This is a genomic window from Streptomyces sp. NPDC048415, assembly GCF_040651675.1.
Lineage (GTDB): Bacteria > Actinomycetota > Actinomycetes > Streptomycetales > Streptomycetaceae > Streptomyces.
In genome coordinates, this window is record NZ_JBEZKJ010000076.1 from 1 (window position 1) to 23,841 (window position 23,841).

The 23,841-nt window shown below is 69.3% G+C and carries 15 protein-coding genes; 5 read left to right on the top strand and 10 right to left on the bottom strand.

Annotated elements, in window-relative coordinates:
• Positions 1 to 73: 73 nt before the first annotated feature.
• Both AB0D27_RS34245 and AB0D27_RS34250 read right to left on the bottom strand, forming a co-directional pair.
• Entirely contained in the window at positions 74 to 961 is an 888-nt protein-coding gene (locus AB0D27_RS34245; RefSeq protein WP_362516414.1) for an alkaline phosphatase family protein, read from the bottom strand.
• A gap of 110 nt (positions 962 to 1,071) precedes the next feature.
• A complete protein-coding gene (locus AB0D27_RS34250) occupies positions 1,072 to 1,512 on the bottom strand; it encodes a VOC family protein (protein WP_362516416.1) in 441 nt (146 codons plus the stop codon).
• Positions 1,513 to 1,635: 123 nt separating this feature from the next.
• Here AB0D27_RS34250 and AB0D27_RS34255 point away from each other — a divergent pair, with 123 nt between their 5' ends.
• Positions 1,636 to 4,632, top strand: a complete 2,997-nt coding sequence (locus AB0D27_RS34255; protein WP_362516417.1) for a bifunctional [glutamine synthetase] adenylyltransferase/[glutamine synthetase]-adenylyl-L-tyrosine phosphorylase — start codon at positions 1,636 to 1,638, stop codon at positions 4,630 to 4,632.
• Between the two features lie 33 nt (positions 4,633 to 4,665).
• Here the strand turns inward: AB0D27_RS34255 and AB0D27_RS34260 are convergent, their stop codons facing one another.
• Positions 4,666 to 5,268, bottom strand: a complete 603-nt coding sequence (locus AB0D27_RS34260; protein WP_362516419.1) for a TetR/AcrR family transcriptional regulator C-terminal domain-containing protein — start codon at positions 5,266 to 5,268, stop codon at positions 4,666 to 4,668.
• 169 nt (positions 5,269 to 5,437) lie between these two features.
• Between AB0D27_RS34260 and AB0D27_RS34265 the strand changes: the two genes are divergently transcribed.
• Together AB0D27_RS34265 and AB0D27_RS34270 are read left to right on the top strand one after the other, a co-directional pair.
• On the top strand, positions 5,438 to 6,889 hold the full coding sequence (locus AB0D27_RS34265) for an APC family permease (RefSeq protein ID WP_362516421.1): 1,452 nt from the start codon (positions 5,438 to 5,440) through the stop codon (positions 6,887 to 6,889).
• Between the two features lie 26 nt (positions 6,890 to 6,915).
• A complete protein-coding gene (locus AB0D27_RS34270; protein ID WP_362516423.1) occupies positions 6,916 to 8,487 on the top strand; it encodes an amidohydrolase in 1,572 nt (523 codons plus the stop codon).
• 6 nt (positions 8,488 to 8,493) lie between these two features.
• On the opposite strand, the gene AB0D27_RS34275 is transcribed toward AB0D27_RS34270, so the two are convergent.
• The 6 genes from AB0D27_RS34275 to AB0D27_RS34300 form a co-directional block, all read right to left on the bottom strand.
• Complete coding sequence (locus AB0D27_RS34275; RefSeq protein WP_362516425.1) at positions 8,494 to 9,357, bottom strand: phosphatase PAP2 family protein; 864 nt, start codon at positions 9,355 to 9,357, stop codon at positions 8,494 to 8,496.
• Positions 9,358 to 9,467: 110 nt separating this feature from the next.
• Entirely contained in the window at positions 9,468 to 10,502 is a 1,035-nt protein-coding gene (locus AB0D27_RS34280) for a LacI family DNA-binding transcriptional regulator (protein ID WP_362516427.1), read from the bottom strand.
• 25 nt (positions 10,503 to 10,527) lie between these two features.
• On the bottom strand, positions 10,528 to 12,177 hold the full coding sequence (locus tag AB0D27_RS34285; protein ID WP_362516429.1) for a glycoside hydrolase family 13 protein: 1,650 nt from the start codon (positions 12,175 to 12,177) through the stop codon (positions 10,528 to 10,530).
• A 62-nt stretch (positions 12,178 to 12,239) separates the two neighbouring features.
• Complete coding sequence (locus AB0D27_RS34290) at positions 12,240 to 13,145, bottom strand: sugar ABC transporter permease (protein ID WP_362516431.1); 906 nt, start codon at positions 13,143 to 13,145, stop codon at positions 12,240 to 12,242.
• 12 nt (positions 13,146 to 13,157) lie between these two features.
• The gene (locus AB0D27_RS34295; RefSeq protein ID WP_362516433.1) at positions 13,158 to 14,156 is read right to left on the bottom strand and encodes a sugar ABC transporter permease; all 999 of its coding nucleotides are present in this window, start codon (positions 14,154 to 14,156) and stop codon (positions 13,158 to 13,160) included.
• Positions 14,157 to 14,306: 150 nt separating this feature from the next.
• The gene (locus tag AB0D27_RS34300; RefSeq protein ID WP_362516435.1) at positions 14,307 to 15,596 is read right to left on the bottom strand and encodes an extracellular solute-binding protein; all 1,290 of its coding nucleotides are present in this window, start codon (positions 15,594 to 15,596) and stop codon (positions 14,307 to 14,309) included.
• 236 nt (positions 15,597 to 15,832) lie between these two features.
• Between AB0D27_RS34300 and AB0D27_RS34305 the strand changes: the two genes are divergently transcribed.
• The gene (locus tag AB0D27_RS34305; protein ID WP_362516437.1) at positions 15,833 to 16,507 is read left to right on the top strand and encodes an SUMF1/EgtB/PvdO family nonheme iron enzyme; all 675 of its coding nucleotides are present in this window, start codon (positions 15,833 to 15,835) and stop codon (positions 16,505 to 16,507) included.
• 71 nt (positions 16,508 to 16,578) lie between these two features.
• On the opposite strand, the gene AB0D27_RS34310 is transcribed toward AB0D27_RS34305, so the two are convergent.
• Positions 16,579 to 17,961, bottom strand: a complete 1,383-nt coding sequence (locus AB0D27_RS34310; RefSeq protein ID WP_362516438.1) for an alpha-amylase family protein — start codon at positions 17,959 to 17,961, stop codon at positions 16,579 to 16,581.
• A 437-nt stretch (positions 17,962 to 18,398) separates the two neighbouring features.
• Here AB0D27_RS34310 and pulA point away from each other — a divergent pair, with 437 nt between their 5' ends.
• Entirely contained in the window at positions 18,399 to 23,798 is a 5,400-nt protein-coding gene (gene pulA, locus AB0D27_RS34315) for a pullulanase-type alpha-1,6-glucosidase (RefSeq protein WP_362516440.1), read from the top strand.
• The last annotated feature ends 43 nt before the right edge of the window (positions 23,799 to 23,841 follow it).

Sequence of the window (23,841 nt, forward strand, 5' to 3'; positions counted from 1 at the left end):
GGCACGGGGCCGGGCGGCGCCTTCCGCGGACGCCGCCGCCGTCGTACTGGCGCGGCTGTCCGCGACGTACATCTCAGGACGTCCAGATGCCGGTGATGTCCTTGCCGGAGGCGGCGTTGCCCGCGTGCGGGAGGCCGTGCATGTCCTCCAGCGTGCGCAGCAGGTCGTAGTGGTTGTAGGTGGTGGTGGACGAGGAGCCGGCCGTCACCTGCTGGCCGTAGAGCACCGTCGGGATGCGGTTGCCGCTGAGCCGGTTGTCCTCGTCGAAGGTGACGACGAGCAGGCTGTTGTGGGTCTTGGCCCAGGTCGCGTACGCGCCCAGGTTGTTCTTCAGCCAGGTGTCACCCGTGGCAACCGAGCAGTCGTGCATGTCGCTGCACAGGTTGGGGACCACGAAGGAGACCTGCGGAAGCGTCGTGTAGTCCGTCGGGAACTGCGCGAAGGTCTTGGCGCTGGACGTCGGTACGTTGCTGAAGCCGAACCACGGGTTGTGCTTGCGCGCGTAGTTGCCGCTGCTGCACGTCGTGGAACCCTGGCTGGGCAGCGTCTCGTTGTAGCTGGCCCAGGTGTTGCCGGCGGCGATCAGCTCCGAGGCGAGGTTCGGGGCGGAGGAGAAGCCGGGCGTGTAGCAGCTGTCGTCCGTGATCCCCTGGGTGGAGCCGGAGAACAGGGCGAAGTAGTTGGGCTGGCTCGGGTGCGTCTCGGCGTACGACTGGGAGAGGTTGGCGCCGCCGGTCTTGAGGGAGTTGATGTATGGGGCGCTGGAGGAGCCGATCACCTGGCTGTATGCGTGGTTCTCGAAGACCACGACGATGACGTGGTCCGGGGTCGGGACCCCGCCCGCGGCATGCGCCGCGGACGAGCCGCCGAACCCGGTCCACAGGCCGGCCGCGGCCGCGGTGAAGGCCATGGCGGACGCCACCAGGGCGCGGCTGCGGCGGTACACGGTTCTGCCGGACACTTCGACCTCCGGTGAGGGGGGAGGGAACGGGGGCGGTGCGGACAGAGCATGCACACGCCAAAATTCCCATTCCCCACGTCGCTCAACCCGCAGAATGAAGACCGGATGAACTACTGCCTCTGCGCCGCCAGCTCGGTCAGCAGCTGGTGCAGCGGCTGTGTGGCCCGCTTCCGGTACTCCTGGATCGCCCAGCCGTTCCCATCCGGGTCCGTGAAGTACATGAACGTGGCGCCGTCCTGCGGCGTGAACGCGACCGGCTCGCTCACATCGAGCCCGCGCCCCGTCAACTCCTCGTACGCGGCCTTGGCGTCCGAGACGCACAGCTGCATCCCGTGGTAAGTCCCCGGCCGCGGCGTGCCCGTCGGGACCTGAAGCCCGTCCACGAGTGCGATCGAACACCCGGAGCCCGGCGGCGTCAGCTGCACGATCCGCACCCCCTCCATCACCTCGCCGTCCAGATCGACATGGAAGCCGACCTTGTCCCGGTAGAACTCCTTCGCCCGGTCCACGTCGGAAACCGGGAGCAGGATCACTTCGAGTGTCATGTCCATGGCGTGACTCCTTCGTCGTACGGCACGGCTCCCCATACAGAAGCCCAATCCGGCGCGGGGCGCCACCCTGGGATGCGGGGTTAGGCTCGGGCTCGTACGACCTTGATCCGACAGGAGGCCGGGATGACGGCGCCGGGGCGCAGAAGCAGTACCTTCACGCGGCTGCTGCGGCACGGCTTCACCGATCCGTCCGCTGCCGAACGGCTCCTGGAGAGCGCGGAACTGGAGCCCGTACGGTCCGATCCGGTGCTCCTGGACGCGCTGGGCGCCACCGCCGACCCCGATCTCGCGCTGCTCGGGCTCGTCCGGCTCGTCGAGGCGCAGGACGGGCACACCGCCCAGCGGGAACTGCTCGACACGCTGATAGCGGCCAAGCCGCTGCGCGACCGGCTGCTCGGGGTGCTCGGCGCCTCCGCCGCGCTCGCCGACCACCTCGCCCGGCACCCGCGCGACTGGCACGCGCTCGTGACGTACGAGCCGCAGGACCTCCACCCCGGGGTGCAGGAATTCGAACGGGGGCTGGCGGAGGCGACGGACCCCGTCTCGCTGCGCGTCGCCTACCGGCGCTGCCTGCTCTCCATCGCCGCACGTGATGTGTGCGGCACCATCGACCTGGCCCAGACCGCCGCCGAACTCGCCGACCTCGCCACCGCCACCCTGCGCGCCGCGCTCGCCATCGCCCGGACCGCCGCGCCCGACGACGCCGCGCTGTGCCGGCTCGCGGTGATCGCGATGGGCAAGTGCGGGGGCCACGAGCTGAATTACGTGTCCGACGTCGATGTGATCTTCGTGGGGGAGGCCGTCGAGGGCGCCGACGAGCGCAAGGCCGTGCAGGCCGCCACCCGGCTGGCCTCGCACATGATGCGGATCTGCTCCGAGACGACCGTCGAGGGCAGCATCTGGCCCGTGGACGCCAACCTGCGGCCCGAGGGGCGCAACGGCCCGCTGGTGCGCACCCTCAGCAGCCATCTCGCCTACTACCAGCGGTGGGCCAAGACCTGGGAGTTCCAGGCGCTGCTCAAGGCCCGTCCGGTGGCCGGGGACCTCGAACTCGGCGAGGAGTACGTGGCCACGCTGGCACCCCTGGTGTGGCACGCCGCCGAGCGCGAGAACTTCGTCGCCGACGTGCAGAAGATGCGGCGCAGGGTCGTCGAGAACATCCCCGCCGCCGAGATCGAGCGGGAACTGAAACTCGGTCCTGGCGGTCTGCGGGACGTGGAATTCGCCGTGCAGCTGCTCCAGTTGGTGCACGGGCGAGCGGATACGTCGCTGCGCAGCGGAACCACACTTGACGCGCTCAAGGCGCTGGCCGCCGGCGGATATGTGGGACGCGTCGACGCCGTACAGCTCGATGCGGCCTACCGGTTTCTGCGGTCCATGGAGCACCGGATACAGCTCTACCGGCTGCGGCGTACGCATCTCGTGCCCAAGGACGAGGCCGATCTGCGGCGCATCGGGCGCTCGCTCGGGCTGCGTTCCGATCCGGTCGCCGAGCTGAACCGTGAGTGGAAGCGGCACGCGGCGGTGGTGCGGCGGCTGCACGAGAAGCTGTTCTACCGCCCGCTGCTCGACGCGGTCGCCCAACTCGCCCCCGGCGAAAGCCGGTTGAGCCCCGACGCGGCGCGGGAGCGGCTCGTCGCGCTCGGGTACGCCGATCCGGCCGCCGCGCTGCGCCACTTGGAGGCGCTGGCGTCCGGCGTGACCCGCAAGGCGGCGATCCAACGGACGCTGCTGCCGGTGCTGCTCGGATGGTTCGCGGACTCCGCAGATCCCGACGCGGGACTGCTCAACTTCCGGAAGGTCTCGGACGCGCTCGGCAAAACCCCTTGGTACCTGCGGCTGTTGAGGGACGAGGGCGCCGCGGCCGAGAATCTCGCGCGCGTGCTCTCGGCGGGGCGGCTCGCCCCCGACCTGCTGATGCGTGCCCCGGAAGCGGTGGCGCTCCTCGGGGACGGCGACGCGGGCGGGCTCGAGCCGCGGACCCGGGCCCATCTGGAGCAGGAGATACTCGCGGCGGTGAGGCGGGCCGACGAGGCTCAGCAGGCGGTCGCCGCCGCGCGCGGGGTGCGTCGGCGTGAGCTGTTCCGTACGGCCGCGGCCGACATCGTCGCCTCGTACGGGACCGAGGAGTCGCCCGCCGTGGCGGATCAGGGCGCGCTGGTGGACCAGGTCGGCGGTGCGGTGTCCGATCTGACGGCCGCGACGCTCGCGGGCACGCTGCGGGCCGTCGTGCGCGAGGGGTGGGGGGACACCCTGCCCACGCGGTTCGCCGTCATCGGGATGGGGCGGTTCGGCGGCCACGAACTCGGCTACGGCTCCGACGCGGACGTGCTGTTCGTGCATGAGCCCCAGGAGGGGATGGACGAGCAGGAGGCGTCCCGGGCCGCGAACGCCGTGGTGTCCGAGATGCGGCGCCTGCTCCAGATTCCCAGCGCGGATCCGCCGCTGCTGATCGACGCGGATCTGCGGCCCGAGGGCAAGTCCGGTCCGCTCGTAAGGACCTTGAAGTCGTACGAGGCGTACTACCGGCGCTGGTCGCTGGTGTGGGAGTCGCAGGCGCTGCTGAGGGCGGAAGTCGTGGCCGGGGACGACGACCTGGGGCGGCGGTTCATCGAGCTGATCGATCCGCTGCGGTACCCGGCGGAGGGTCTGGGCGACGAGGCGGTGCGGGAGATCCGCCGGCTGAAGGCCCGGATGGAGTCCGAGCGGATGCCGCGGGGCGCGGATCCCACGTTGCACACCAAGCTCGGGCGCGGTGGGCTGTCCGATGTCGAGTGGACCGTGCAGTTGATGCAGCTGCGGCACGGGTGGGTGGAGCCGGGGCTGCGGACGACCCGGACGCGGGAGGCGCTGGCCGCCGCGTGTGCGGCCGAGCTCATCTCCACCGAGGACGCGGCGACGCTGGACGAGGCGTGGGTGCTGGCTACGCGGGTGCGGAACGCGGTGATGCTCGTGCGGGGGCGCGCCGGTGACACGTTTCCGTCGGGCGGGCGCGAACTAGCCGCCGTGGGGCGGTACTTGGGGTACGGGCCGGGGCACGTGGGGGACATGATCGACGGGTATCGGCGCACTACTCGGCGGGCTCGGGCCGTGGTGGACGAGCTGTTCTACGGCGCCTGAGCCCTCCGGGCACCGGGGGAGACCAGGGAGGGCTTACGCCTGCAGGGCCCGTGCGTGGGCCAGGAACCCCGTCAGCGCCAGCTCGAACGCCCGGTTCGCTCGGCCCTCGCCCACCGCGTCCAGTGCCGCGGCCAGGCGTGGGGTGGTCGTCTCGTCCGGGAGTTCCCACATCGTTTCCGGGGCCGCGAGGTCCAGGGCGGAGCCCAGGACCAGGTTCTCCAGGGCGATGATCAGGGGCATCACGTCGGCGAGGGCGAAACCGGCGTCCAGGAGGAGGCTGACCGCACGCTCGTACTGCTCGAGGACGCGGGGGGCCCGTACGGGTGACGTGGTCAGGAGCGGGATCGCTCTGGGGTGGGCCGCGAAGGCCGCGCGGTAGGAGCGGGCCCAGGCGTCCAGGGCCGTGTCCCACGGGGTCAGCGACAGGGTGTCCGTGTCGATCGCCGACGCCACCCGCTCCCGCAGGAGCTCCACGATGCCATCCCGGCCGTCCACATGGTGGTACACCGAGCCGGTCTGCACACCGAGCCGCTTGGCGATCTGCGGCACGCTGAACTCGCCCCGCTCATCGATCAGTTCGAGCGCCGTCGTGGTGATGCGCTCACGGTCGAGGAGTGGTGTGCGCGGCCGTCCCATGATCTGCGTTTCTCCCTGAGGTCTTCCCGGGTGCCCAACGGGAGGCTACATTGCCGAAACCGAAAGCCTTTAGGTTTACGGATCCCGGCGGCCGTCACGACCCCGGCATCCCGGGTCGCCCCGCACGCCCCGGACCGCTCCCCGTCCCCGCCAGAAGGGCTTCCCACGCATGCCCGTCACCACCTCCGAGGAGAGAACGCCGGCCCCCGCGGCGACCCTCCGCTCCGGCTCCCTCGGCACCGCCGACATCGCCTTCTTCGTCGTCTCGGCCGCCGCCCCGCTCACCGTCATGGCGGGCGTCGCCCCGCTCGCGATCCTGCTCGGCGGCATCGGCGCACCCGCCGGATACCTCGTCGCCGGCATCACGCTCGCCGTCTTCGCCGTCGGGTTCACCACCATGAGCCGGCATGTGCGCAGTGGGGGCGCGTTCTACGCGTACATCACCCGCGGTCTCGGGCGGCCGGTCGGCATCGGCGCCGCGCTGCTCGCCCTCATCGGCTACAACGGCATGGAGATCGGCGTCTACGGACTGCTGGGCACCGCCACCCAGGACACCGTGCACGCGCTCTTCGGTACCGATGTGCCGTGGCTGCCCGTGTCCCTCGCCGGGCTGCTCGTGATCGGGTACGGCGGTTACCGGTCGATCGACTTCGGTGCCAAGCTGCTCGGCGTGCTGCTCGTCGCCGAGACCGGGATACTCGTCCTCCTCGCGGGCGGGGTGCTGCTGAAGGGCGGCGCGCACGGCCTGTCCGGCGCCTCCTTCGCACCGGGCCATGTCCTGGTGCCCGGTACCGCCGCGGTGCTCGCCTTCGCCTTCGCCGCGTTCACCGGGTTCGAGTCCACCGTCATCTACCGACGGGAGGCGCGGGACCCGGAGCGCACGGTGCCACGTGCGACGTATCTCGCCGTCGGATTCCTCGGTCTGTTCTACGCGTTCATCGTCTGGGTGGTCATCCAGGCGTTCGGCGACGCGGAGGTCGTCGAGGCCGCGGCCACGGATCCCGGCGGCCTCTTCTTCTCCGCGATCACCACGTATGTCGGCGGCTGGGCGGCCGACCTGATGCACGTCTTCATCATCACCAGCGTCCTCGCCTCGCTGCTCGCCTTCCACAACGCCATCAACCGGTACGGACTCGCCCTCGCCGAAGAGGGCGTGCTGCCCCGGGCGCTGGGCCGCATCCACCCCGGCCACCGTTCCCCGTACGTCGCCGGGATCGCCCAGACCGTGCTGGGTGCCGTCGTCGTCCTCGGCTTCTGGGCCGCCGGTGCCGATCCCTACGGGCAGCTGCTGCTGTGGGTCAACACCCCCGGGATGATAGGGCTGTTCGCGCTCCAGCTCCTCGCCGCGATCGCCGTGCCCTGCTACTTCCGGCGGGTCCCGCATCAGGAGGGCGTGCTGCGGACGGTGGTCGCGCCCGTCGTCGCGACCGTGCTGCTCGCGACGGCCATCGTGCTGGTGGTGACCCACATCGACCTGTTCACCGGCGCCTCCACCACGGTGAACACCGTGCTGATCGTCCTGTCGCCCGCCGTCTTCGTCATCGGCCTCGCGCTCGCCTGGTGGCTGCGCCGCCAACGACCTCACGTCTACGCGGACTTCGCCGCCGAGCCTGCCGCATAGCCGTTCACCTCAAAGGAGTCATCCGCATGCCCACCGCCGAGCTGATCCTCACCGGCGCCAAGGTCCGCACCCTCGATCCCACCCGGCCGCACGCCACCGCCGTCGCCGTACGCGACGGGCTGATCGCCGCGGTGGGCGACGAGGGCGACGTACGGGACTGGCGCGGGCCGGGAACGGAGGTGGTGCCCCTCGAGGGCGCGGACCTCGTGCCCGGGCTCGTGGACGCGCACAGCCACCCGGTGTGGGGGCTGGACATGGCCACCGGCGTCGACCTGTCCGCCGTACGGGATCCGGACGGGTTGCGAAGGGCGCTGCGGGATGCGTCGCGGATCGACGGGTGGGTCATCGGGTTCGGGCTCGACCACAACGTCTTCGGCGGGCGGCCCGTGCACCGGGCCCTCGTCGAGGACGTGCTCGGCGGCGCGCCCGCCTTCCTGCGCCTGTACGACGGCCACTCGGCCCTGGTGAGCGAGGCGGCCCTGAAGGCCGCCGGGGTCGGGGGGCCGCGGTCCTTCGTCCAGCGGTCCGAGGTCGTCTGCGACGCCGGGGGGCGGCCCACCGGGCATCTCGTCGAGCATGCCGCGATGGACCTGGTCGCCGGGGTCCTGCCCCGGCCCTCGTACGGGGAGCGGCGGGCCCGGCTCGTCGAGCTGCTGTCCGCGATGGCGGCCACCGGACTGACCGGGGCGCACGCGATGGACCTGGGCGATCCCGAGCTGGTCGGCGCCGTCGCCGAGGAGACGGTGCTGCCGGTGCGGCTGCGGTTCGCGCCCTGGTGCATGCCCGGCGCGGACCGGGACGCCCTGGACGAGCTGGTGGCGCTCCAGGGACGCCGGGGACGGCACTGGCTGGTCGGCGGAGTCAAGTTCTTCATGGACGGGACCGTGGAGGGCGGCACGGCCTGGCTGGAGCACGCCGACTGCCACGGGCAGGGCACCGAGGCGTTCTGGCCCGACCCCGCCGCGTACACCGCCGCGGTACGGCAACTGCACGCGGCCGGTGTCCGCACGGCCACGCACGCCATCGGGGACGCGGCCGTACGGCACGTTCTCGACACGGTCGAGGGGCTCGGGGCCGGGGGACGGCTCGCCCACCGGATCGAGCACATCGAGACCGCCCCGGACGGCACGCTGGAGCGCTTCGCGCGGCTCGGGGTCGCGGCGTCGATGCAGCCGCCGCACACCGCGTACACCAGGGGTGATCACCGGGACGAGTGGTCGCGGCGGCTGGGCGCCACCCGTGCCGGACGGGCGTGGCGCATGCGGGACCTGCGGGACGCCGGCGCGGTGGTCGCCCTGGGCTCCGACTGGCCGATCGCCCCCTACGACGTACGCGGCGTCCTGGCGACCGCGCGGGCGCCGCTGGGAGCCGCCGCCGCCCGCGGCGGGCTCACGGGCCTCCAGGCGCTGGAGGGCTGCACCACGCACGCCGCGCTGGCCGCGGGGGAGTCCGAGGTGGCCGGGCGTATCGCCCCGGGATTCCGGGCGGACCTCACGGCCTTCGGCCTCGACCCGGTGGCGGCGCCCGCCGACGAGGTCGCCGAGGCACCCGTACGCCTCACCGTGACCGGTGGGTACCTCGTCCACCGCGCGGTCTGACGCGGCTCAGGCCTTCACGGGCGGCAACGGCGCGCCGCGCGTCCCCGGCGCCCAGCGCGGCAGCCCGTACGGCAGGGCGCCGTAGCAGAGACGGGCCACCGTGAAGCCGAAGGCGAGGCACAGCATGCCGCCCACCGCGTCCAGCCAGAAGTGGTTGGCGGTCGAGACGATGACGACCAGGGTGAGCGTGGGGTAGAGGAGGCCGAGGACGCGGGCCCACGGGGCCGAGGCGAGCGCGAAGATCGTCAGGCCGCACCACAGGGACCAGCCGATGTGCATGGACGGCATCGCGGCGTACTGGTTGGACATGTGCTTGAGGTCGCCGGAGGCCATGGAGCCCCACGTCTGGTGGACGAGCACCGTGTCGACGAAATGGCCGCCGCTCATCAGGCGGGGCGGCGCGAGAGGGAAGAAGTAGTAGCCGAGCAGGGCCACGGCCGTGGTGGCGAAAAGCCCGAGCCGCGCCGCCGCGTACCGGCCGGGATGGCTGCGGTACAGCCACACCAGGACACCCAGCGTCACCACGAAGTGCAGCGTCGCGTAGTAGTAGTTCATCCCAATGATCAGCCATGTCACCGAGTTCACGGCGTGGTTGACCGACTGCTCGACGGCGATGCCGAGATGGTGCTCCGTCCGCCAGATCCAGTCCGCGTTGCGCAGTGCCTCGTGTTTCTGCTCCGGCACGGCGTTCCGGATCAGCGAATACGTCCAGTAACTCACGGCGATCAGCAGGATCTCGAACCAGAAGCGGGGGCGACGCGGGGTCCGCAACCGACGCAGGAAACCCTGCCCCGCCTTCTCCTCCGCGACGGGCTGGGCAGTGGCCTGCTGCTGCCGGCCTTCCAGTGTCGTCACGGTCGTCTCACCCATAGGCACAGAGTCTGCCAGAAAAGCCCCGTGGCACCGATCATCCCTTGGTTGGGTTCTGGCCGCACGTTCTACGCCGAGCGGAGTCCAACCCGTGCCGTACCTTCTCCTCCTCAGGGACGATTCCGGTCCCCAGGGGCAGAAGCGGTCGAACCGCGCACCACCAGCTCCGGCATGAACACGAACTCACTGTGCGGCGCGGGGGTCCCGCCGATCTCCTCCAGCAACGTACGCACCGCCGCCTGTCCCATCGCCGGGACCGGCTTGCGGATCGTCGTGAGCGGTGGGTCGGTGAAGGCGATGAGGGGAGAGTCGTCGAAGCCGACCACCGAGATGTCCTTCGGGACCTCCAGACCGCGCTGGCGCGCCGCCCGTATCGCGCCGAGCGCCATCATGTCGCTCGCGCAGACGATCGCCGTGCAGTCACGGTCCATGAGGGCGCTCGCCGCGGCCTGGCCGCCCTCCAGCGTGTACAACGAGTGCTGGACCAGTCGCTCCTCGATGTCCGCGGGGTTCAGCCCCAACTGCTCCTGCACCGTGCGCACAAAGCCCTCGATCTTGCGCTGCACGGGCACGAACCGCTTGGGACCCAGGGCGAGTCCTATGTGGGTGTGCCCGAGCGAGACGAGGTGGGTGACCGCCAGGGCCATCGCCGCGCGGTCGTCGGGTGAGATGAACGGCGCCTGCACCTTGGGCGAGAAGCCGTCCACGAGGACGAACGGGACGCCCTGGGCGCGCAGCTGCTCGTAGCGCTGCATGTCCGCGGAGGTGTCCGCGTGCAGGCCGGAGACGAAGATGATGCCCGCGACACCGCGGTCCACCAGCATCTCCGTCAGCTCGTCCTCGGTGGAACCGCCCGGCGTCTGGGTGGCGAGGACCGGCGTGTAACCCTGCCGGGTCAGTGCCTGCCCGATGACCTGCGCCAGCGCGGGGAATATCGGGTTCTCCAGCTCCGGGGTGATCAGGCCCACCAGGCCCTCGCTGCGCTGCCGCAGCCGTACGGGCCGCTCGTAGCCCAGCACGTCGAGGGCGGCCAGGACGGACTGGCGGGTGGTCGCGGCGACGCCCGGCTTCCCGTTCAGGACGCGGCTGACAGTCGCCTCGCTGACCCCCGCCTGGGCTGCGATGTCGGCAAGCCGTGTGGTCACAGGATTGGACTGTACCGGTCGCATCTCAGACTGCCCACCAGACCGTTGAATCCGCGGGCACTTCGGTCGTTTCGGTGCCCGGCTCGACGTTCGCGCTGGCGAGGAGCAGGGTGCCGGGAGTCGGCACGCGGACGGGGAGCGCGGTCAGGTTCACCGTACAGACGAACGAGCCCTCTTCGGTGTCCCGGCGGAAGGCGAGGACACCCCGCGGACCCGGCAGCCAGGTGATCTGGCGGCCCGCGCCGAGCGCCGGATGATCCCGGCGCACGGCGAGCGCGCTCCGGTAGAACTCCAGCGTCGAAGTGGGGTCGCCCTCCTGCGCCTCGACTGTCAGGTGCTTCCAGGAGGCCGGCTGCGGCAGCCAGCTCGGGCCGCCCTCGACCGGCCCGAAGCCGAACGGCGCGACCTCGCCGGACCACGGCATCGGCACCCGGCAGCCGTCGCGCGTGCCGTCCTGGCCCGCGCTGCGGAAGAACGCCGGGTCCTGGCGGACCTCGTCGGGCAGATCGACCACCTCGGGCAGGCCGAGCTCCTCGCCCTGGTAGAGGTACGCCGAGCCGGGCAACGCCAGCATGAGCAGGGTCGCCGCCCTGGCCCGGCGCAGGCCACGCGCCTCGTCCCCTTCCGCGAGACGCGTGGAGTGCCGTACCACGTCATGGTTGGAGAGCACCCAGGTGGCGGGCGCGTGCACGGCGTTCATGGCGCTGAGCGAGCGGTCGATGACCTCGCGCAGGTCCGCCGCGTTCCAACCGGTGGTCAGATAGGAGAAGTTGAAGGCCTGGTGCAGCTCGTCCGGGCGCAGGTACAGCGCGCTGCGCTCCACGGTCGGCGTCCACGCCTCCGCGACGGCGATGCGCTCACCCGAGTACTCCTCCAGGATGCGCCGCCAGTTGCGGTAGATCTCGTGCACGCCGTCCTGGTCGAAGTACGGCACGGCCTCGGTGCCGAGCAGCTTGACCTGCTCGTCGTGACCGATGTCGGGCAGTCCCGCCGCCTTGACCAGGCCGTGTGCCACATCGATGCGGAAACCGTCGATGCCCAGGTCCAGCCAGAACCGCAGGATCGAGCGGAACTCGTCGTGCACGGCCGGGTGGTCCCAGTTGAAGTCCGGCTGTTCGGGTGCGAACAGGTGCAGGTACCACTCGCCGTCCGCGACCCGGGTCCAGGCCGGGCCGCCGAAGATGGACTCCCAGTCGTTGGGCGGAAGTTCACCGCTCTTGCCCTTGCCGGGACGGAAGTGGAAGCGCTCCCGGATCGGCGAGCCGGGGCCCTCACGCAGTGCCTGCTTGAACCACTCGTGCTGGTCCGAGCAGTGGTTGGGCACCAGGTCCACGATCACCCGCAGACCGAGCGCGTGCGCTTCCCGTACCAGGTCGTCGGCGTCCGTGAGGTTGCCGAACATCGGGTCGACGGCACGGTAGTCGGCGACGTCGTAGCCCGCGTCCGCCTGGGGGGAGGCGTAGAACGGGGACAGCCACACCGCGTCGACGCCCAGTTCCCTCAGGTAGGGAAGCCGGGCCCGGACGCCGGGCAGATCGCCCATGCCGTCGCCGTTGCCGTCGGCGAAGCTGCGCGGATAGACCTGGTAGATGACCGCGTCGCGCCACCACTCCCGGCGCGCGGAGGCGGCGGAGGCGGCGTCGGTGGGGAGTGCGTCGGTGACGTGCTGGGTCATGGATTCCCTTAGGGGTGCGGGGGGAACGACGAAGGCGCTTGCGCAGTGCGGCGGGGCCGCCGCTACGACTTGGTGCCGCCGGCGGTCAGCCCGGAGACCAGGCTGCGCTGCACCAGCATGAAGACGAGGGCGGCCGGAATGGTGATGATGATCGCCGTGGCCGAGGTCCACGCCCAGTCGGGACGCTGGTCCTGGGCGAAGGTGCGGATACCGACGGCGAGCGTGTAGTGGTCGGACTGCATGAACTGCGTGGCGTACGCGACCTCGCCCCAGGCGGTGAGGAAGCTGTAGAACGCGGTCACCGCGAGCCCCGGCTTGGCCAGCGGCACGATCAGCCGCCAGAACGTGCCGAACGGGGTGAGCCCGTCGACCCGGCCCGCCTCGTCTATCTCCTTCGGGATGGTGTCGAAGTACCCCTTCATCATCCAGGCGCAGAACGGCACGGCCGTCGTCGCGTACGCCAGGACCAGGCCGAGGTAGTTGTCGAGCAGGTTCAGCTCGGACATAAGGAGATACAGCGGCACGATCAGCACGATACTGGGGAACATCTGGGTGACCAGGAACGTCCACATCAGCTGCCTGCTGCCCGGGAACCTCATCCGGGACACCGCGTACCCCGCGGTTGCCGCCAGGAATACGCCGAGCGCTGTGGTGCCGCCCGCCACGATCACCGTGTTCAGGAACCATTTCGGCAGATCCGAATGACTCAGCACATCACTGTAGTTGTGGAAGCTGAGGTTCTTCAGCACCTGGCCCGGCTCCTGCCAGGCGTTCTTCGGGCCGAGCGAGATGAACAGGATCCACAGCACCGGGAAGGCCGCGATCACCGTGGCCACGATCAGGGTGCCGTGCAGGGCGATCGAGGAACCGAGGCCGCGCTCCGCACGGCCGCGCACCTTGCGCGGGGCGGCCGTGGCGGTCCGTCCGGCGGGAGCGGACGCGGAGGCCTCGTGGGTTGCTGTCGTCATGACCATGGCTCCTTACGCCTGCTCGGTCTTCAGGGTGCTGCGGCGGTAGAAGGTCGAGAAGGCCAGCAGGAGGGCGAGGATGATGATTCCGTACGTCGCCGCGCCCGCGTAGTCCGAGATACCGGTGAACGCCTTGCGGAAGGCGAAGGTGACAAGGATGTCGGCGTCGCCGCTGGTGTTGTTGCCCAGCAGCAGATAGATCACGTTGAACATGTTGAACGTCCAGATGCAGCCCAGCAGGATCACCGTGTTCGACACCGGGCGCAGGCCGGGAAGCGTCACGTTGACGAAGCGCTGCCAGGGCGAGGCGCCGTCCATCTCGGCGGCCTCGTACAGCTCCTTGGGGATGGACTGCAGTCCGCCGAGGACCGCGACCATGTTGAAGGGGATGCCGATCCAGACGTTCACCATGATGACGGCGACCTTCTGGGCGAGCGGGGTGCCGAGCCAGTTCTGGGCGGGCAGCCCGAACGCGGTGATGATCTCGTTGAAGACGCCGTACTGGGAGTTCAGCATCAGCCGCCAGGCGAAGACGCCGATGAACGACGGGACGGCCCAGGGCAGGATCAGCATGGCGCGGTAGAAGCCGCGGAAGCGCACCTCGCGGTTGAGCAGCACCGCGAGGCCCATGCCGATGCCGACCTGGAGGGTCACGCACGACACGGTCCAGATGACCGTCCACCACAAGCGCGGATAGAAGTCGCTGTCCGCGCCGGACAGGACGTGCCAGTAGTTGTCGAGGCCGACGAACTTGTACGTGGCCGGGCGGTGGAAGGCGCCGATGGTGGAGGCGACGTTCGCCTCATTGGCGTCGGTCAGCGACTGGTAGACGCCGTACCCGAGCGGATACAGGACGAGGACGGCCAGGACGATGGCGACCGGGGTCACCATGGCCCAGGCGTACCAGTACTTGTCCCAGGACCGCCTGAGTGCCGAAACGCGTGGGGGGCGCTCGGCGTTCCTGCCTCGCGCTGACTTGTCGGTGTTGTCGGTGCTCGCTGCGGTCGTCATCCTCATCGGCTCTTTCGCGGCGGAAGTTCTGGTGGAGCGGCGTGAGTGGTGGATCCGCAGCCCCGGGGAGCCCCGTTCGGGGCGGCAGCGGGGTGTTCGTTCCCCGGGGCTGCGCGTTCTTCGGTTACCTGTCGGCTACTGAGTGCCGGGTCAGCCGATGGAGTAGCCGGGCAGGAGCTTCTGGAACTCCTTGGCGGTGGCGCCCAGGCCGTCCTTGACCGACGAGTCGCCCTGCAGGATCTTCACGTAGTTCTGCGCGAGCGGCGTGAAGAGGGAGCCGACCTGCGGAAGCGCGACGCGCGGGCGGGCGGTCTGCTCCAGGATCGGCTTGAAGCCGGCGATCTTGGAGTTCGAGGTGACCTCGGACGTGTACGCCGACTTGCGGGTCGGCAGCGTGCCCGTGCCCTTGGCGATCGCGACCTGGCTGTCGGTCGACGTCATGAACTGGGTGAACAGGTAGCCGGCGTCCAGGTTCTTGGAGCCCTGGTACACCGCGAGGTTGTGACCGCCGGTCGGGGCCTGGGCCTTGCCGCCCGTACCGGCCGGGACGGGCGCGTAGCCGAGGTTGGCCTCGTCGCCCTTGAACGACTTGCCCTCCAGGTCCTCGCTGACCGACCAGGGCCCCTGGATCAGCATGGCGACCTTGCCGCTCTTGAAGGCCGTCTGCATGTTCTGGTAGGCGTTCGCGAAGTCGACCTTCATCGACGCCTCGTCATAGATCTTCTTCGCCGTGGTCAGCGCGCTGACGGAGTTGGCGTCGGAGATGGTGATCTTCTTGGCCGAGGTGTCGGCCATGTCCGCGCCGTTGCTGTAGAGCAGCGGGAGCAGGAAGTAGGAGTCGGGGTTGAGGTAGGTGCCGTACGCCCCGGTCTTCTTCTTGATGGTCTTGGAGTCGGCGATGAACTCGTCCCACGTGGCGGGCGGCGTGGAGATGCCGGCCTTCTTCAGCAGCGCCTTGTTGTAGAGCAGGCCCAGGGTGTCGGTGACCGACGGGACGCCGTACGTCTTGCCGTTGTACTTGGTGGTGTTCAGCGGCCCCGAGTTGAAGTCCGAGGTGTTCGTCAGCGCGGTGGTGCCGTCGAGCGGGGCGATGTAGCCCAGCGAGGCGTACTCGGCCATCAGACCGACGTCGGTGCGGACGACGTCCGGGGCGCCCTTGCCGCTCTTCGCGGCCGATTTGAACTTCTGCTCGACGTCCGTGAACGGGACGCTCTGGTAGTTCACCTTGATCTTCGGGTACTTGGCCTCGAACTTCTTGATGAGCGCCTGGTACGTCGGGCCCTCGGTCGCCGCGTCCGATGTGTCCCAGTACGTGATCGTCCCGGAAATGTCCTTGGCGGCCTTCGGCTTGCTCGACGAGTTGTCGTCGGAACCACCGCAGGCGGTCGCGGTCAGCGCGATGACAGTCACCGCGGCGGCGATCGATATGCCACGTCGCATATGAACTCCTAGAAGAGGGTGGCCCGGATCTTCCCTTGGGAGGACCGCGGGTGCCGTCTGTCCCATCGACGGCCGCCGGGCTGGGCAGGAAACTAACAGCGCTGCAAGTCCTTGCGAAAGACGTTGCAAGGAAATTTCCACAAGATCCTGCAAGCGTGACGTTCCCGTTACCGCCACATGTCGCCTTTCGCCCGGCTCAGCCCCTCAGTGGACCGGCCCGGTAAGATCACCCGACCATGGACACGAGCGCGGAGCACGAGATGATCGCGGTCCCGCCGGGCCGGGTCACGCTGTCCGACCGGCGCACCCGGCGCACCTGGACGGTCGAGCTCGCGCCCTACCGGCTGGCGGCACACCCGGTCACCCAGGCGCTGTACGCCGAGGTCACCGGGCGGCGTCCGAGTGCCGCCCGGGGCGACCGACTGCCCGTCGAAAGCGTCTCCTGGCGGGACGCCGTCCGGTTCTGCAACGCCCTGTCCGCAAGCGAGGGGCTCACACCCGCCTATCACCTTCACGCCGACGGCGAGGGCGTCGACTGGGACGCGTCCGCCGACGGGTACCGACTGCCGACCGAGGCCGAGTGGGAGCACGCCTGCCGCGCCGGCACGACCGGACCGCGCTACGGGCCGCTCGACGAGATCGCCTGGTACCGCTCCACCTCGCACGAGCGCATCCACGAGGTGGGCGGCAGGCGGCCCAACCCCTGGGGCCTGCACGACATGCTCGGCAACGTCTGGGACTGGTGCTGGGACGTCTACGACGCCGAGGTGTACGGCGGCTACCGGGTGCTGCGCGGCGGCGGCTGGTTCGACGAGCACTGGAGCTGCCGGGCCTCCGCGCGCCGCCGCAGTCATCCGAGCTTCCAGGTCGACGACGTGGGGTTCCGGCTGGCGCGCTCCGGCGGGGGCTGAGCCGCCCAGGGCGCGAAAAGGCCGTATCGGTGTGGGTCCGATACGGCCTTCCCGCACGCGGGGAGAGCGGGTCAGCAGCTCGACTTGCCCGTGTAGATCGCCAGCGCCGTGTTCGCGCCGAGGGTCGCCGTGAACTGGCCCGAGCTGTTGACGGTCACGCTGGTGTTGCTCTGGACGTCGCAGTACGTGCCGGCCGCCAGCGAGGTCTGGTAGGTCCGGGTCAGTGAGCTCGTCTCGTGGTTGATGGCGACGTAGCCCTTGCCACCCCGGCCGAAGGCGATGGCGTCGGCTCCGTCGTCCCACCAGTTGCTGACCGACTCACCGCGGGTGGTGTTGCGGAACGCCACCATCGACTTGATCTCCGGCCAGGCGTGCTGGCACTTCCAGCCGTCCTGCCAACAGGCGTTGACCGTACCGCCGTTGGGCGGCCCGGCGTCCGCGTCGGACCACTCGTAAGCCGAGTTGATGTCGGGCGCCCCGTACGGGTACGCGAGCATGAAGACGTTGGCGAGGGTGTAGTTCGCCCCGTCCTTGTAGTTGAGCGTCGAGCCGTTGCGCTCGGTGTCGTGGTTGTCGACGAAGACACCCGCGACCGAGCTGCTCATATAGCCCCAGCCCTCACCGTAGTTCTTCAGATAGGCGAGGTTCTCGTTGTTGAACACCCGCTTGAGGTCGTAGGCGTACCGGAACTCCTGGACGTCCCCGTTGCCCGTGTACTCCGTGGGCTGGACCGCCTCACCGGAGCCGTAGATGACCTCCTGCTTCCAGTACACCGACGGATTGCTCAGCCGGGACTTGATGTTGGCGAGGTCGGTCGCCGGGATGTGCTTGGCCGCGTCGATTCGGAAGCCGTCGACGCCGTAGCCGAGCAGGGTGTTCATGTACCCGGCGATGGTCTTGCGGACGTACTCCTCACCGGTGTCCAGGTCGGCGAGCCCGACGAGCTCGCAGTTCTGGACGTTGGCGCGGTTGGTGTAGTCGCTGATCGTCGCCGTGCAGTCGTCCATGTCGTACGAGGAGTACAGACCGGGATAGTTGTACTTCGTGTACGACGAGCCGCCGGTCCCGGTGCCACTGCCCGCCGACATGTGGTTGACGACCGTGTCGACGACGACCTTCACGCCCGCCGCGTGACACGTGCTGACCATGTTCTGGAACGCGGTGGCATCCCCCAGCCGCCCTGCGATCCTGTAGCTCACCGGTTGGTACGAGGTCCACCACTGCGAGCCCTGTATGTGCTCGGCGGGTGGCGACACCTGGACGTAGCCGTAGCCGGCCGGGCCCAGCGTGTTGGTGCACTCCTTGGCGACCGAGCCGAAATTCCACTCGAAGAGGACGGCGGTGACGTCCTTGGTGCCGGGAGGGGACGCCTGGGCGACGCTCGTGGGGAGGGTCACTGAGGCCGCGAGGCCCGCCGCGAGGGCGAACGTGGCGGCCAGCGTTTTTCTGGCCATGTTCTCTCCTGCACATCCTTGTGCGGGTGGGGGGAAATGCGGTGCGTGCGGGCCGGAGCCGTCCGATCAGGAACCGTTGTGCGATCAACAACACCGGGCGTGTGCGGGAACGTATCCCTTGCCATCAGGTTTCAGCAAGATGTCGTAAGCACTTCCAACACATGCCTTGATGGAGTCCGTTGACCGCGCCCGCGATCCCCGTGTCGCGAGCGCCAAGGCCCCGGCGGCTTGGGTACTCACCGTGCGCTGGAAGGCATCCGGTGGTCGGGCGCCCGGGACCGTCAAGGCCGGAATTGAAACTCCTTGCTGTGAGTTGCAAGCCTCTTGCTGTAAAGCTTGCGTTAGCGATACGGTCGCGCCGGTCGCCCGGCAACGAAGCCGACGCAGGCGTTCGGGGGCGCACCCAACTGAGCCGTACTCGCAAGGAGTTCACGCCTGTGATACCGAGATGGCCGGCGCCCCGGGTGCGCCGCACCCAGCGCAGACGGGTCGCGGCCGTCGCCGTGGCCGCCCTCGCGGCAGCTTTCCTCCAGCCCCTCGCGGCCCGGGCCGACACCCCGCCCGCGCCCCCGTCCGACGCCAAGCTCGCCGCCGAGCCGTCCCGGCACGACGACACCCGCGAGCAGTTCTACTTCGTCATGCCGGACCGCTTCGCCAACGGCGACACCTCCAACGACGAGGGCGGTCTGACCGGTTCACGCCTCACCACCGGCTACGACCCCACCGACAAGGGCTTCTACCAGGGCGGCGACCTCAAGGGCCTGACCAAGAAGCTCGACTACATCAAGGGGCTCGGCACCACCGCCATCTGGATGGCGCCGATCTTCAAGAACCAGCCCGTGCAGGGCACCGGCAAGGACGCCTCGGCCGGCTACCACGGCTACTGGATCACCGACTTCACCCGGGTCGACCCGCACTTCGGCACCAACAAGGACTTGGAGACCCTCATCTCCAAGGCGCACGCCAAGGGCATGAAGGTCTTCTTCGACGTCATCACCAACCACACCGCCGATGTCGTCGACTACCAGGAGAAGTCCTACGACTACCTCTCCAAGGGCGCCTTCCCGTATCTGACCAAGGACGGCGAGCCCTTCGACGACGCGGACTACGCGAACGGCAAAACCGCCTTCCCGGCGGTCGACAACGACTCCTTCGCCCGCACGCCGACCGTGACGGCGGCGAAGAAGACGGCCAAGGTCCCGTCGTGGCTGAACGACACGACGATGTACCACAACCGCGGCGACTCCACCTATGCCGGTGAGTCCACCACGTACGGCGACTTCTCCGGCCTCGACGACCTGTGGACCGAGCGTCCCGAGGTCGTCGGCGGCATGGAGAAGATCTACGAGAAGTGGGTGCGGGACTTCGACATCGACGGCTTCCGGATCGACACGGTGAAGCACGTGGACATGGAGTTCTGGACGCAGTGGGCGACGGCCCTCGACGCGTACGCCGCCGAGCACGGGCGCAAGAACTTCTTCATGTTCGGCGAGGTCTACTCCGCCGACACCTCGGTCACTTCGCCGTACGTCACCCAGGGCCGCCTCGACTCCACGCTCGACTTCCCCTTCCAGGAAGCGGCCCGCCAGTACGCCTCCCAGGGCGGCAGCGCGCGCAAGCTGGCCTCCGTCTTCGGCGACGACTACAAGTACACGACCGACAAGGCCAACGCGTACGAGCAGGTCACCTTCCTCGGCAACCACGACATGGGTCGCATCGGGTACTTCCTGAACCAGGACAACCCGAAGGCGACCGACGCCCAGCTGCTGAAGAAGGACAGGCTCGCCAACGAGCTCATGTTCCTCAGCCGAGGCAACCCGGTCGTCTACTACGGCGACGAGCAGGGCTTCACCGGCGCGGGCGGCGACAAGGACGCCCGGCAGACGATGTTCGCCTCCAAGGTCGCCGACTACCTCGACGACGACGAGATCGGCACCGACCGCACGCACGCGAGCGACGCCTACGACACGAGTGCACCGCTCTACAAGGAGATCACCGCTCTCTCCAAGCTCCGCAAGGACAACCCGGCCCTCGCCGACGGAGTCCAGACCGAGCGGTACGCGGCCGACGGCGCCGGTGTGTACGCCTTCTCCCGTACGGACGCGAAGACCGGCATCGAGTATGTGGTCGCCGTGAACAACGCCGACGAGGCGAAGACGGCGACGTTCGCGACGGGTTCGGCGAAGACGCGGTTGCGGGGGATCTACGGGACCTCCGCCGAGGTGACCAGCGACGCCGACAAGAAGGTCACCGTCACCGTCCCGGCCGGCTCGGCGGTCGTCTTCAAGGCCGCGGGCAGGCTTGCCGCCCCCGCCGCGCAGCCGTCGTTGACGCTGAAGACCCCGGCCGCGGGCGCCACCGGCACCGTCGAGCTGAGCGCCGACGTGGAGGGTGGACAGCTCAACCGCGTCGTCTTCGCTGCCCAGATCGGCCATGGCACGTGGCAGACGCTCGGCTCCGCCGACCACGCCCCGTACAAGGTCACCCAGGCCATCGGCAAGGACGTACCGGCCGGAACGGCCCTGCGCTACAAGGCCGTGGTGATCGACTCGGCCGGGCGTACGGCGAGCGCGACGGCTGCCAGTACGAGTGGCACCCCGCCCGCCGAAGAAGTCCCTACGGCCTCCTCCCGCGACTACGGGATCGTCCACTACAAGCGCACCGACGGCGACTACACCGACTGGCGGCTGTACGCGTGGGGCGACCTCGCCGACGGCGAGTCGACGACCTGGCCCGCGGGCCACGACTTCATCGGCCGCGACGCCTACGGGGCCTTCGCCTATGTGAAGCTGAAGCCCGGCGCCTCCAGTGTCGGTTTCCTCGTCATCGACAAGGACGGCAACAAGGACGTCGCCGCCGACCGCACGATCGACGTCACCAAGACCGGTGAGGTCTGGGTCGAGCAGGGCAAGGAAGCCGTTCTCACCGAGCGGCCCGACTACCCGGCGCAGGACAAGACCAAGGCGGTCCTCCACTACCACCGCGCCGACGGCGACTACACCGGCTGGGGACTGCACGTCTGGACGGGCGCCGCGAGCCCCACGGACTGGTCGAAGCCCCTGGAGCCGGTGAAGACTGACGCCTATGGCGCAGTCTTCGAGGTGCCGCTCGCCGAGGGTGCCACCAGCCTCAGTTACATCATCCACAAGGGCGACGACAAGGACCTCGCCACCGACCAGTCGCTCGACCTCTCGGCCAAGGGCCACGAGGTGTGGCTGTTGAACGGCCAGGAGAACCATCTGCTTCCGCAGCCTGCGGGCAGTGCCGCCGCGCTCGACCTGACCACCTCCAAGGCGGTCTGGATCGACCGGAACACGGTGGCCTGGAACGGCTCCGACGCGGCCGCCTCCACCCAGCTGCTGTACTCCCACGACGGCTCGATCGCGGTGAAGGACGGCACGCTGACCGGGGACGCCACATGGCTTCGTCTGTCCAGGACCAGCCTCACCGACGCGCAGAAGGCCACGTTCCCGCATCTCAAGGACTACACCGCCTGGTCCGTCGACCCGCGTGACCGCGACCGCGTACGAGAAGCGCTGAGCGGTCAGATCGTCGCCTCGCAGCGGGCCGCCAACGGCGCCGTGCTGACGGCTACGGGCGTCCAGATCGCCGGTGTACTCGACGATCTGTACGACGCGACGAAGGCGGCCCTGGGGCCGACGTTCCACAACGGCCGTCCCACACTGGCCGTCTGGGCGCCCACGGCGCAATCCGTGAGCCTGGACCTCGACGGTTCCACGGTCGCCATGAAGCGGAACGACACCACCGGCGTCTGGTCCGTCACCGGCAAGAAGTCCTGGACGGGCAAGCCCTACCGGTACGTCGTGAAGGTCTGGGCGCCGACCGTCCGGAAGGTCGTCACCAACAAGGTCACCGACCCGTACTCGGTGGCCCTGACCGCCGACTCCGAGCGCAGCCTGGTCGTCGACCTGGACGCCAGGTCCCTTGCCCCGAGCGGCTGGTCGTCGCTCAAGAAACCCAAGGCCGTGGCCCTGAACGACGCCCAGATCCAGGAGCTGCACATCCGGGACTTCTCCGTGGCGGACAAGACGGCCAAGTACCCCGGCACCTATCTCGCCTTCACCGACAAGGACAGCGACGGCTCGAAGCATCTGCGTGAACTTGCCAAGTCCGGTACCTCATACGTGCACTTGCTGCCCGCGTTCGACATCGCGACGATCCCCGAGAAGAAGGCCGCCCAGGCGACCACCGACTGCGACCTCGCCTCGTACGCGGCCGACTCCCAAAAGCAGCAGGAGTGCGTCGCGGCGATCGCCGCGAAGGACGCCTACAACTGGGGCTACGACCCGTACCACTACACGGTCCCCGAGGGCTCGTACGCGACCGACCCGGACGGCACCGGGCGCACGGTCGAGTTCCGGAAGATGGTCAAGTCGCTGAACGAGGACGGCCTGCGGGTCGTCATGGACGTGGTCTACAACCACACCGCCGCCAGCGGCCAGGCCGACACGAGCGTTCTCGACAAGATCGTGCCCGGCTACTACCAGCGGCTCCTGGCGGACGGCTCCGTGGCCACGTCCACGTGCTGCGCCAACACGGCCACGGAGAACCCCATGATGGGCAAGCTCGTCGTGGACTCCATCGTCACCTGGGCCAAGGAGTACAAGGTCGACGGCTTCCGCTTCGACCTCATGGGCCATCACCCCAAGGCCAACATCCTCGCGGTGAGGAAAGCCCTCGACGCGCTCACGCTCGAGAAGGACGGCGTCGACGGCAAGAAGATCATCCTGTACGGCGAGGGCTGGAACTTCGGCGAGGTCGCCGACGATGCCCGCTTCGTCCAGGCCACCCAGAAGAACATGGCCGGCACCGGCATCGCGACCTTCTCCGACCGCGCTCGTGACGCCGTACGCGGCGGGGGCCCCTTCGACTCCGACCCCGGCGTCCAGGGCTTCGCATCCGGCCTCTACACCGACCCCAACTCCTCCACGGCCAACGGCACTTCGGCCGAACAGAAGGCCCGCCTGCTGCACTACCAGGACCTCATCAAGGTCGGCCTGACCGGCAACCTCGCCACGTACCACTTCACCGACTCCGACGAGCTGGAGGTCAAGGGCTCCGAGGTCGACTACAACGGCCAGCCCGCCGGATACGCGGACGCGCCCGGTGACGCGCTCGCGTACACCGACGCGCACGACAACGAGTCGCTGTACGACGCCCTCACCTACAAGCTGCCCGCCGCGACCAGCGCGAGCGATCGGGCCCGTATGCAGGTCCTGGCCATGGCGACGGCCACCCTCTCGCAGGGCCCGTCCCTCTCCCAGGCCGGATCCGACCTGCTGCGCTCCAAGTCCCTCGACCGCAACTCGTACGACAGCGGTGACTGGTTCAACGCCATCCACTGGAACTGCCAGGACGGAAACGGCTTCGGGCGCGGGCTGCCGATGGCCGCCGACAACGCCTCCAAGTGGCCCTACGCCACACCGTTGTTGACCTCCGTGAAAGTGGGCTGCGACCAGATCGAGGGCGCCTCGGCCGCGTACCAGGATCTGCTGAGGATCCGTACGACGGAGAGCCTGTTCGGGCTCCGCACGGCCGACCAGGTGCAGTCGAAGCTCTCCTTCCCGCTGTCCGGGAAGGGCGAGACACCCGGGGTGATCACCATGGAACTCGGCGACCTCGTCGTCGTCTTCAACGCGACGCCCGATAAGCGGGAGCAGACGATCGGCGCCCTGGCCGGGACGGCGTACGCGCTGCATCCGGTGCAGGCGTCGGGCGCGGACCCTACCGTCAAGGCCTCGTCCTACGACGCGGAATCGGGCACGTTCGCCGTTCCGGGTCGTACCGTCGCCGTGTTCACCCGCGCCGCGCGCTAGCACACTAGATTGGGCGGGGCAGGGCCACAATCCGGTCTGCCCC